7 protein-coding genes are annotated in these 11985 nt (G+C 59.3%); 3 read left to right on the plus strand and 4 right to left on the minus strand.

Annotated features, from left to right (window positions below):
• Positions 1–214: 214 nt before the first annotated feature.
• Positions 215–535 (plus strand): rhodanese-like domain-containing protein, encoded by a 321-nt coding sequence (locus XX99_RS22975; protein WP_184084954.1) that lies wholly within the window; start codon positions 215–217, stop codon positions 533–535.
• A gap of 141 nt (positions 536–676) precedes the next feature.
• Positions 677–1597 carry a family 2A encapsulin nanocompartment shell protein gene (locus XX99_RS22980; protein WP_050061738.1) on the plus strand — a complete coding sequence of 307 codons (921 nt, stop codon included), beginning with the start codon at positions 677–679 and terminating at the stop codon, positions 1595–1597.
• 519 nt (positions 1598–2116) lie between these two features.
• On the opposite strand, the gene XX99_RS28220 is transcribed toward XX99_RS22980, so the two are convergent.
• Positions 2117–2311, minus strand: a complete 195-nt coding sequence (locus XX99_RS28220; RefSeq protein ID WP_231581571.1) for a hypothetical protein — start codon at positions 2309–2311, stop codon at positions 2117–2119.
• A 76-nt stretch (positions 2312–2387) separates the two neighbouring features.
• Here XX99_RS28220 and XX99_RS28225 point away from each other — a divergent pair, with 76 nt between their 5' ends.
• Positions 2388–3815, plus strand: coding sequence for a family 2A encapsulin nanocompartment cargo protein cysteine desulfurase (locus XX99_RS28225; RefSeq protein WP_231581572.1), 1428 nt, complete (start codon positions 2388–2390; stop codon positions 3813–3815).
• Positions 3816–3998: 183 nt separating this feature from the next.
• Here the strand turns inward: XX99_RS28225 and XX99_RS22990 are convergent, their stop codons facing one another.
• The 3 genes from XX99_RS22990 to XX99_RS27855 form a co-directional block, all read right to left on the minus strand.
• Positions 3999–5129 (minus strand): NADH:flavin oxidoreductase/NADH oxidase, encoded by a 1131-nt coding sequence (locus XX99_RS22990; protein WP_050061739.1) that lies wholly within the window; start codon positions 5127–5129, stop codon positions 3999–4001.
• A 141-nt stretch (positions 5130–5270) separates the two neighbouring features.
• Positions 5271–5498 (minus strand): MbtH family protein, encoded by a 228-nt coding sequence (locus XX99_RS22995; RefSeq protein WP_050061740.1) that lies wholly within the window; start codon positions 5496–5498, stop codon positions 5271–5273.
• A partial coding sequence (locus tag XX99_RS27855) for a non-ribosomal peptide synthetase (RefSeq protein WP_197081937.1) occupies positions 5495–11985 on the minus strand: 6491 nt, incomplete at its 5' end. The genes XX99_RS22995 and XX99_RS27855, both read right to left, overlap by 4 nt.

Raw genomic sequence — 11985 nt, forward strand, 5'->3', positions numbered from 1 at the left:
GATCCGGCCGTGCTACACTTTAGGGAATGAATTTTGTCTCGCAGAAGACGGCCCTTTGTTGTCGCGCATGTATGTGCGGAGGGTACGTGTCTTCTGGCTTGAGGCGATTGCATCGCTAGCTAGCTGAAATTTAAGAAGACCCTAACGACCCACCGCCAGAAGATGAACTGGCAGGTGGGTTTTGTGTTTTATGGACCAAAGAGAGGTAAACCTGGTGAGCGTTCCCGAAATTCAAGCCGAAGACCTGAAGAGCCGCCTCGACAGAGGCGACAAACTTTTCCTGCTCGATGTGCGCGATGAATATGAGTTCGAGATCTCCAACATTGGTGGACATCTGATTCCCCTGGCAGAACTCCCCAAGCGGCTGGACGAATTAAATACCCGGCAGGAGATCGTCGCTGTGTGCAAGATGGGCCCACGCGGTGTGAAGGCAGTCGAGTTGCTGCAGCAGAAGGGATTTCGGAAGGTGAGCAACCTGCGAGGCGGCATCCATGCATGGTCAGACCGCGTCGATCGCAAGGTTCGCAAGTATTGAAGCTTGGTGTAACACAGGAACGGAATTGACCCGGTAGATCCAAGCCTCGGGTACTCGGCAGGCCCGATATACTCCTCTTTTGGTGTCCTATACAATTTCTGTGGCTAACGCATTACGTCACGCAAAAAAGGAGTTTTTCCTGTGGCAGACACGACACGCGCATCTCTGGGTGAACAAGGTGCATATCAGCTAGCAAATGTAACCAAAACCGCCCCCATTTATGGCGCAATCACGCCGCGATGGCTGGTCCGCCTTCTGGACTGGAAGCCATTAGAGTCCGGCATCTTCCGCCGCAATCGTGTGGTGGAAGAAAAAGTCATTGAAGTCCTGTGCGGCCACACCGATGAGTCCGTAATTCCCAGCACCTATGCGGAGTATGAAGAGACGCCTCGGGAGTACCGGCTGGGTGGCATCAACGCTCTTCTCAATGTCGATACCCGCGTCAGCGATCTGTTTAGCAATCCTTACGATCAGGTTCGCGAGCAATTGCGCGTCGTGATCGAGAGCGTGAAGGAGCGGCAGGAAAACGAGCTGCTGAATAATCCCGATTACGGGCTGCTCAACAACGTGCCCGATTCGCAGAAGATTTCGACTCGCAAAGGCGCTCCAACTCCGGATGATCTGGACGAGCTGCTGACCAAGGTTTGGAAAGAGCCATCGTTTTTTGTGGCGCATCCGCGTGCCATCGCAGCTTTCGGGCGGGAATGCACCCGTCGCGGCGTGCCGCCTCCGACAGTCACGCTTTTTGGAAACCCGTTCCTCACCTGGCGCGGAGTTCCGCTCATTCCCACCGACAAGGTTCGCGTTTCAGGCAAGGTTCCGAAATCGAAGATTCTGCTGATCCGTGTAGGCGAGAGAAAGCAGGGAGTCATCGGCCTGTTTCAGCCTGGCCTGGCTGGGGAACAGAGCCCCGGGCTTTCCGTGCGTTTCACCGGGATCAACGAACGGGGACTCGCGTCCTATCTCATTTCCCTCTATTGCTCCGCATCGGTGCTGACTGAGGATGCAATCGCCTCACTCGAAGATGTCGAGGTCGGACAATACCATGAGTACGCCAAGTAAGGTCGACCATCTCGGGCTGGAGCTTACGCCGGGTGCTGAGCCAACCGGGATTTTCAACGTAACGGAGTGGGCGCCATCCGGTCTGCCCGATGCATCTGTGATCGCAAGGATGGCTAACGAGTTCTTCAAGGGAGCGCCGGAAGAGGGCAATCTGCCTCTTCGCTCGCTCCCGGTCGATTCGCCACAGGACGCCAATGCATCGGCGTCTGTGCCGGCGACTGCTCCGGCTGCTCCCCCTGAAGTTTCATTGCCATCTAACCCGCATTTGCCTGGAGCCCCGGCAAGTGCGGGCCCGGCAACTGCATCTCCGGTCTCAGCGCCAGCGCCCGTAACGGCGCCTGCGTTTCCAGGCCTATTCGCCGACGCTGTTCCGTCGCAGGCTGTCGGTGAGTTTCCTGCATTCTCGTTTCTGCAGGACGCTCGCCCCATCTTCCCCGAACGCGGCGCGCCCAGTCAGAATGCGTACCCGGCCGCAAGACCGATCGGGGAATTTGTCCCTGAGAAAAAAACAGCGGGTGGTTATCCGCTCACTCTTGAGAACGAGGCTTTGCCGCAAATCGAAGGATTGCCGCAGCCGCCACACCCTGCACCGCCGGCAACCTTCGGCTTCGTCGACTCGTCCGCGATGCCTGCATTTTCTTTCATGGAAGAAGCGCGGCCCTTGTTTTCTTCCTCTCCGTTTTCTTCTTCTCCGTTTTCTTCTTCTTCTTCCATCCCAGGACCCGCTCCTGCAATACCAAAACCTCTCCCTGCAATACCAGGACCTGTTCCTGCGGCGCCAGGCGCGGATTTGACGCCAGTCGCGGCTAAGCCTGCAGCGGGTAGTCCCCAGGCACGCATGGAGATCCCCGGATCGATGTATCCGGCAGGTGCGCCTTCGTTCGGCTTTCTTCAGGAGACGCGCACGATTTCGCCATCAGCCGGGCAGACTCAACCAGAGCCTGCGGGTATCGAGCCGAATGTGCCGCATGAGTTGAATCTTTCGTCCTACTCGTTCGACGCGAAGGCTCTCAAGCGCGATTTTCCGATCTTGCGCGAGCGGGTGAATGGCCGTCCTCTCGTTTGGTTAGACAACGCGGCTACGACGCAGAAGCCGCAGAGCGTGATCGACCGGCTCAAGTACTTCTATGAGCACGAAAACTCCAACGTGCATCGCGCTGCGCACGAGCTTGCCGCGCGAGCCACGGACGCGTACGAATCAGCGCGCGAAAAGGTGCGGCGCTTTCTCAATGCGTCTTCCGCACGCGAAATCATCTTCGTCCGCGGTGCTACCGAAGGCATCAACCTCGTAGCGCAGAGCTGGGGACGGCGCAACATTCAGAAGGATGATGAGATCGTCATCACCTGGCTAGAGCATCACGCCAACATCGTTCCATGGCAGATGCTCTGCGCGGAAAAGGGCGCGAAGCTCCGCGTTGCTCCGGTGGACTCAACGGGCCAGATACTCCTCGACGAATACGAAAAGCTGCTCGGACCGAAGACGCGCCTGGTCGCGCTGCCGCAGGTCTCGAACGCGTTGGGTGTTGTTCCGCCGGCTGTTGAAATGATCGAGGCTGCTCATCGTCATGGGGCGAAGGTTCTGCTCGACGGCGCCCAGTCGGTGTCTCACATGCGTGTCGATGTTCAATCGCTCGACTGCGATTTCTTTGTCTTCTCGGGGCATAAGGTCTTCGCTCCGACCGGCATCGGCGTTGTGTATGGCAAGCCGGAGGTCCTCGAACACATGCCGCCATGGCAGGGCGGCGGAAACATGATTCAGGACGTCACCTTCGAGAAGACTGTCTACCAGGCTCCGCCGCAGCGCTTTGAAGCCGGCACAGGAAACATCGCCGACGCGGTGGGACTGGGTGCGGCCATCGACTATCTCGATCGCGCAGGCATGGCCAATATCTCGCGCCATGAGCACGGGCTTTTGGTGTACGCGACCGAGCAGCTGCAACAGATACCCGGGCTAAAAATCATCGGGACAGCCAAAGAGAAGGCCGGCGTTGTGTCCTTCATACTGGACGGCTTTCGCAACGAAGAGATCGGCGACTATCTCAATCGCAACGGCATTGCAGTTCGCTCCGGACATCACTGCGCGCAGCCGATCCTTCGGCGCTTCGGCCTGGAGAGCACGGTCCGTGCGTCGCTCGCGCTCTACAACACGGGCGAAGATATCGAGGCGCTCGTTACTGCGATCTGGAACCTGCGACTCGGACGCACTTCGATCGCTTAAGTATCCTTGCTCACGCGAAACTTCAAGGAATGTCGATTAAGAAAAGGCATCAGGGCGCAAGCGACGCCTTGATGCCTTTTTTCGGGTCTCAACCGATCCTGATCAGACAGCCGGATTTCCTGCTGCCTCTTGAAATTGGATAACGACGCGAATCGCTATCGGATGCCGACGTCAAGATAGACATTATTCCGATGGAGTCGAAACTTCGTGACGTGGCTCCGGCCTGCGGCTCGCGGCACGAGCATACTGTACCGGCCACGTGATTTGCTGATGCAGTACCTCGGCAGCGTGCAGCGGCCAATAGGGATTGCGAAGCAGCTCACGCGCCAACAGGACAAGATCGGCTTGGCCCGAGCGGACAATCTGGTCAGCCTGCGACGGTTCAGTAATCATGCCGACAGCTGCGGTCGGAATGCCAGTCTCTCTGCGGATAGTTTCCGCATGATGGACCTGATAGCCCGCTCCAACAGGAATTTGCTGGGCAGGATGATTGCCGCCGGTCGATACATCCACAAGATCGACTCCCTCGTTTTTCAGGAGCTTGGCAAATTCCACCGACTGCGGAAGATCCCACGAAGAACCGAGTGATTCCGGAGCCCAGTCTGTCGCGGAGATGCGCACAAAGACCGGAAGATGCTGCGGCCACGCGGCACGCACCGCCCGGATGACTTCGAGTGGGAAACGGGCGCGGTTTTCGAAGCTGCCGCCGTACTCATCCGTGCGTTGATTCGAGAGCGGCGACAGAAATTGATGCAGAAGATAACCGTGGGCAGCGTGGACCTCGACTAAATCGAACCCTGCCTCGCGCGCACGACGGGTGGCGGCAACGAAGTCAGCGACAACCTTATCCATGCCAGCACGATCGAGTGCGGTCGGAACGCCATAAGCCTCGTCGAAGCGTATCGCGGAAGGAGCCACAGGCTGCCAGCCGCCCTCCGCTGCAGGAAGAATGCGCGCCGTCTCCCACGGAATGGCCATGCTCGCCTTCCGGCCGGCGTGCGCGAGCTGCGTGCCGGCATAGGAGCCGTGCTGGTGGAGAAAATCGGTGACACGTTTAAGGCCAGCGATATGGTCATCGTTATAGATGCCGAGGTCCTGAGGGGTGATGCGTCCCTCCGGGCTGACCGCATTTGCCTCGGTAATGACCAGCGCCGCTCCGCCGATCGCGCGGCTGCCGAGATGAACAAAATGCCAGTCATTGGCAAAGCCGTCCGTCGAGGAGTACTCGCACATGGGCGAGACGGCGATGCGATGCGGAAGTGTGAGGCTGCGTAACTGAAGCGGAGAGAAGAGATGGCTCGTCGATTGGTTCACAAAAATTGGATGCGCGAGAGCAGTTTTGGAATCTGGAATCGTGGCTCAAATAAATCGGACTGACTCGGACTTGTCTCGGGTTCAGGCGCGTCGATAGGCACCGGAGCTGATGGCGGCAGCATAAGCTGCCGCCACTCTTCCTCAAGCCGTCTGGGGCTTATTCTTTTCCATGTCGCGGATCAGGCTTGCCGGGCGCATGTCGGTCCATGTTGCCTCGATCCAGTTCAGACATTCCTGACGTTTTCCTTTCGGCCCCACTGGCGTCCAGCCGGCCGGCACCTCCCGGAAGCCGGGCCACAATGAGTATTGGTTTTCATGATTTACCAAAACGAGATATTCCGCGTTTTCGTCTTCAAATGGATTGGTCATAGGTTTTCTCCTTGTAGATACGCTTCGAGTAGTCGTCCAATCACCGGCATCTGCAGCGAATGGACAATGTCGTTGTGATCACAGTCGATCATGCGAGTCCGAATCTCGCCGGTGACGTAATCCTGCCAGCATTGCGGTGAAAGCACATGCTTCTCGCGAGCCGCCACAAACAACAGCAGATCGCCCCGGAAGATCTCCCGACGGAAAGTCCAGCACAGCCGGTAGTGATGCTTCCAGACTTCCACGACGCGGCGAGTGTGTTCCACATCCACGGCGGCAAGCGCGCCCGCCCCACGCCCCGCCATCTCAATCAGGGTCGCCAATTCGAATGGGCCTTCGGCCGAGGCGTCCTGGTTGATACCGATATGCTTCGCGATGTAACCAAACAGCTGCTCGTCGCTCGGCATGGGCAATTCACTCGCCCCCACAGGTGGATAACTATCGAGCGCCGCGAGCAACGCGACCTCTTCACCTTGCTGCTGAAGTCTGCAGGCAATCGCATGAGCCACCAGACCGCCGAAAGATCCTCCCAGCAGGTAATAGGGACCGGTCGGCTGGAAGTCGCGAATCGCGGTCAGATAATCGTCCGCCATCTTGTCGATGGTTTCGGGAAAAGGATCGTCATTCGCAATTCCGGAAGCCTGCAGCCCATAGATCGGCCTGCGATTCATCTCCCGCATCAGCCCGGCGTAGCACCAGCTCAGCCCTCCGCCGGGATGGATACAAATGAGCGGGGGGAGATCGCCGCTCGTTCTCAAACGAAGGACCCTGGCAAACGCTGTTTCGGGGGAGGTCTCCACGCCCAGGCGTTCCGCAAGAACGCTGACGGTAGGCGCTTCGAAGAGCATCTGAATCGCAGCGGGGATCGCAAGCGTGGTTCGTATGCGACTGACCAGTCGCATGGCTAACAGCGAGTGACCTCCGAGATCGAAGAAATTATCATCGATGCCGATTTGTTCCAGAGAGAGAACCTCGGCGAAGAGTGCGCATAAAACTTCTTCGTGCGGAGTTCGTGGGGCACGATATGCGCCTTGCCGGGTTGCGGCGCGTCCCGGAGCGGGCAGCGCGTTCCGGTCGATTTTTCCGTTGGGAGTGAGCGGCCAAGCGGCCAGCGAGATGAGCGCCGACGGCACCATGTACTCGGGAAGTCTCTGCCGCAGATAGTCCAGCAGCGGCGCTCCTGGATCATCTTCCGGCGCTACGCGGGAGGGAGTGTTGGCGTAGCGGTGATAATGACTAGCTGGGATTGTGGCAGCCCGTTTCGCGGGCCGCCAGCGCGGCCGGAATACCGCGTCATAGACGCCATCGGCGCTGAATCCGCGCCAGCACATGGGAACACCTGCATCCGCTGCCAGCCGCATCACCGCATCGGGATCCGCTCCCTCGGTCCCAGCACTCGCTGCACGTAACTGCTCTATCGTCGCTATGCCGCTTTTACCCTCTTCGAATAGCCGTGACGCCGCAATGGACGCCGCAGTCCGCGCGTCCCGGATGCCGCGAACGCCTATCGCCGACTGCGTGTCTTCCAACAGCAGTTTGAGAACCCGCTTCTGCCATTGGCCCTGCGCATCCCAATCGATCCAGTGCTTCGGCTGCTCCAGCTCTTCCCATTCACCCAGGCTCATCACCACGTCGTAGCGAAACCGGCTCAACTCGTTGTCGTAAGCGCCCGCCTTCAGCGAAGGCTCTACCCTTCGCACCTTATCCGAGCGACGCCCCAACTCCTCGAATAGCGCCGGATCGAGCAACAGCTCTTCTTCCCGCTGGCGCGCAACAGTCACCCGCTGGCGCAGATCTTCCAGTGACTCGCTGGCACCGCTGCGATGCATCTGAACCGATACGTCATACGCATTCAGTAAATGCAGATTGCGCACGTCGCCAACAAAGATGTGCCCGCTCCGCATCGTCACCCGCAACGCCTCGGCCATAACCTGCAACAGGTACTCGACATCTGGAAAATACTGCACCGTCGAATTCAGGATCACCAGATCCACGCTGTCGTCTGCCAGAAAACTCAACTCGTGAGCCAGGCCCTGGCGCAGTTCCACGTGGCCAAGCGTCGCATCGTTCGCGACACAATCGCCTAAATGCTTCAATACTTCTTCGGAAAAATCCAGGCCGATGTAGCGCTCGCAATTCGGTGCGAGACGGGTGAGCAGCAGACCGGTTCCACATCCGATTTCGAGTACTCGTCTGGCTCCCAGTAGCTGCAGCCGAGCCAATGTCTCTTCCTGCCAGATGCGCATCTCTTCCGCCGGAATCGCCTGACCGGTGTAGCTGCTGTTCCAGCCGGTAATATCGAAGCCGGCCTCCCTCGGATGACCATCGCCGCTATACGTCGTTTCGTAAAGCTCGCGCCAGTGTTCGATCTGACGAAGCTGCGTCTGTTCACGTCCGGACGCCGCTTCGCGCGGGATGTAATAGCCCACGAGCTGTTTGCGCTCACCCTCCTGATGCACTCTCACCAGCGCGTCGTGTACCTGGGCATGGTCCTTGAGCACAGCCTCCACTTCGGCCGGCTCCACGCGAAAACCGCGCAGCTTTACCTGATCATCGACGCGGCCTACAAATTCGAGCGTTCCTTCGGGACGCCAACGCACGCGATCGCCGGTGCGATACATCCGTGAACCTGACTCATCGGCATACGGGTTGGCCACAAATGAAGATGCCGTCAATCCACCACGGTTCAGATATCCGCGCGCCAGACCTGCTCCACTTACATACAGCTCCCCAATCACTCCCACCGGAACCAGGTTCAGAAGGTGGTCGAGCACATACAACTGTGTGTTCCCTATTGCTCGACCGATCGGCACGGAAGCGGTGAAATCTGCGTCGGCGGGTATGTGGTAGCAGCAGCTGAAAGTCGTGTTCTCGGTGGGTCCATATCCGTTGATCAGCTGACAATGGGGATGGGCCTGCTGGACGCGGCGTACACGCTCCACCGAAAGCACATCTCCACCTGCGAGGAGCTGGCGCACTCCGGCCAGTGATGGCAATGCGTCATCCACTACCTGATTGAAGAGCCCGGATGTGAGCCAGAGAGTATTTACGCCGTGGCTGACAATGGCCTCGCCGATCTCGTCCACGGTTGCGAGTCCAGGAGACATCACAACCAGGGTGCCTCCGTTGAGAAGAGCGCCCCATATTTCGAAGGTCGCGGCGTCAAAGGTCAACGGCGCGAACTGCAGCATCGTAGTCTGCGCGTCAAGCTCAACGTAGTCTGCACCGCATACCAGGCGCAGGACGGCGCGTCCTGGCACCAGGACGCCTTTCGGCTCTCCTGTGGATCCGGAAGTGTAGTTGACGTAGATGGGCCGCTCCGCTGCGATCGCTACATCCGGATTATGGTCTGGCTGCTGCTCGACGGCGCTCAGGAAAATGACGTGCTCAACGCCGTCGAACAATTTGCCATGGCGGCTGGAAGCTATGACATGGCTCAGGTTGGCATCGGAGATCAGCTGGGCAAGCCTGCGCGATGGCAAGTCAGGATCGAGAGGAACATAAGCGCCACCGGCCTTCACGACTCCGAGAAGCGCGACAAGCATCTCGAGCGAGCGGTCGAAGCACAGGCCTACCAAGGTTTCAGGACGAACACCAGCGTCCATCAGGTAGTGCGCGACTCGATTGGCTCGAGTATTCAATTCGCCGTAAGTGAGCCGCTCCGATCCGAAGACTGCCGCGATGGCGTTCGGAGTTCGAGCAGCCTGCTGTTCAAATACTTCTTTGACAGACTGCTCCGCCAGATCCGACACAGTGCCGCCAAAGTCGCCAATCAGGTGTTGCAGTTCGGATGAGTGCAACATGGATAGCCGCTGCACTTCCACGTCAGGAGTGGCCACGACGGAGTCCAGGATCTGCTGATAGTGGGCAGCCATCTGCTGGACACGCCAGCGATCGAAGAGCCCACGGTTATAGACCCAGATCATGTCAAGCCCATCCGGACGCTCGAAGCCGTGAACTTCCAGATCGAAGCGAACCCGCAATTCTTCTCCTCCAACCGGCGAGATCTCCAGCCCTCGCAGCCGGCTGGCGCCCATGGGGGCATTTTGCAACGCGAAGATGACCTGGAAGAGCGGCGTCGATGCCATGGAACGCTGCGGTGAGAGTTCTTCGACCAACCGCTCGAAAGGCATGTCCTGATGTTGGTACGCATCGAGCGTGGTGCGTCGCACTGCCTCGATAAGCTCGCGAAAACTGGCGTTTGGAGCCAGTTTTACGCGCATGACCAGAGTGTTGACGAAAAATCCGATGAGTTCTTCGAGTTGATCGTCCTGCCGGTTTGCAATGGGCGAGCCGACGACGATGTCCTGCTGTCCGCTGTAGCGCGCCAGCAACACGGCGAAACCCGCGAGCAGCGTCATGTAGAGCGTTGCACCGCTCTGCTGACCGAGAGTTTTCAGTACAGCAAGCTGGTCCGCAGACAGGCTCACCGCGCAGGCATCGGCGGAGTAGCTGGCCTGCGCGGGCCGGGGATGATCGAGCGGCAGTTCGAGGCGGGGAGGGATATCCGCGAGCTGGCGCTTCCAGTATGCGAGGTCCTCGCGCAGCGGCTCGCCCTGAAGACGCTCGCGCTGCCACAGGGCAAAGTCGGCATACTGGATCGCGAGAGGCTTCAGTGGGTTCTCACGGCCTTCGCTGTAGGCCTCATAGAGCTGTTCGAATTCCCGATTGAACACTCCCACGGACCAGCCATCGGAAACCACATGATGGCAAGTGCGAAGAAGAATGTGCTCGCCCGCAGTGAGCTTGAGGAGTTTCGCGCGCAGCACCGGACCGCGGCTCAGAGAGAACGGTTCCTGCCATTCGTTGAGTAGCGCGGTTCTTATGGCTTGCTCGCGCGCCGACTGTTCCAAATCGCTCAGGTCCTCGAAGGCCACATCGATGCGGAGATCATCCGCGATCACCTGCATGGGCTGGCCGTCTTCTTCGACAAAGTGTGTACGCAGGCTTTCGTGGCGGTCCACGATGGTTTGAATCGTGCGTTCGAGCGCGCTGCGATTCAGCTCCCCTTTGAGCCTGAAGGCCTCCGGCATGTTGTATTCGCAACTTCCGCCCTCAAGTTGATCGATGAACCAGAGTCGCTGTTGCGCATAGGAGAGCGGAAGCTTTTTCGGACGAGCCTGTCTTGCGAGGCCTGCGTGAGCCGGCGTTCCGGCGCCGATTCGAGCGGCAAAGTCCGCGACCGTTGCTGCTTCAAATAACGCGCGAATGGGTAGCTCAATTCCCAGTGTCGATCGCACCCGGCTTAACAATCGAGTGGCAAGAAGCGAGTGTCCGCCGAGGCGGAAGAAGTTATCGTCGAGTCCGACTTGCTGGAGATTCAGTGTGCTGGCGAAGAGTTCGCAGAGGATCTGTTCCTGCGGAGTGCGGGGAGCGCGATAGCCTCCGCTGCGCTGTCGCGGTGTGGGCAGCGCCTTGCGGTCGAGCTTGCCGTTGGCCGTCAGCGGCATCTCGTCCAGCATCACGTAGTGCTCGGGAACCATGTAGTCCGGCAGCCGTTCGCTCAGCGCTCGACGAAGCTCTGCGCCGCCCAGCGCCGCGCCCGCTGCCGCCTTCACATACGCCACCAACTGCCGGCCGCCGGGCCCGTCCTCGCGAACAACTACCGCTGCCTGCTCCACTTCCGTCTGAACGCGCAGCCACGCCTCGATCTCACCCGGCTCGATGCGGAAGCCACGGATCTTGACCTGATGATCCACGCGGCCGAGGAACTCGATCGCACCTTCGGCTGTCCAGCGATCAGTAGTCCAACTGTCTGTAGTCCAACGAACGAGGTCGCCGGTCCGGTACATGCGTGCACCCGGTTCTGCACTATAGGGATCGGCCACGAAGCGTTCCGCCGTTGCCCATGGCTGTTGCTGATAGCCGCGCGCCAGGCCCGTTCCCGCTACATATAGCTCGCCCGCGACTCCCACCGGTACTGGCTCCAGCCACGCGTCGAGAACATAGACTCGGGTATTTCCGACCGGTCGTCCGATAGGAACCGTTCCCTCTGCCACTCTTTCCACCAGGTGCCACGTGCTGAATGTCGTATTTTCCGTGGGGCCATAGACGTGAAGGAAACGACGAGGCGCACCGTGCGCCAGCACCGCACGCACGCAGGACGGGTCTACCGCTTCGCCTCCGAACAGCAGGTCGCGCAAGTTGGAGAAGGATTGCGGCGCTTCCCGCGCGATCTGATTAAACAAGGCCGTGGTCAGGAACAACGTGTCGATCTTCTGATCCCGCAGCGCATGGCCCATCGCCTCCGGCGATAGGATCACCTCGCGCGGCAGCACCACCACGCAGCCACCGTTCAGCAGCGCGCCCCAGATCTCGAAGGTCGCTGCATCGAACGAGGCGTTGGCCGCCTGCGCGATCCGATCGCCCGGCTGCAGATTAACGTAATCGCTGTCACGCACCAGGCGCACGATCGCTTCCTGCGTGATCCCGATTCCCTTCGGCGTTCCCGTCGATCCCGAGGTGTACATCACATAGGCCAGATCTG

Source organism: Silvibacterium bohemicum, assembly GCF_001006305.1.
Taxonomy (GTDB): domain Bacteria; phylum Acidobacteriota; class Terriglobia; order Terriglobales; family Acidobacteriaceae; genus Silvibacterium; species Silvibacterium bohemicum.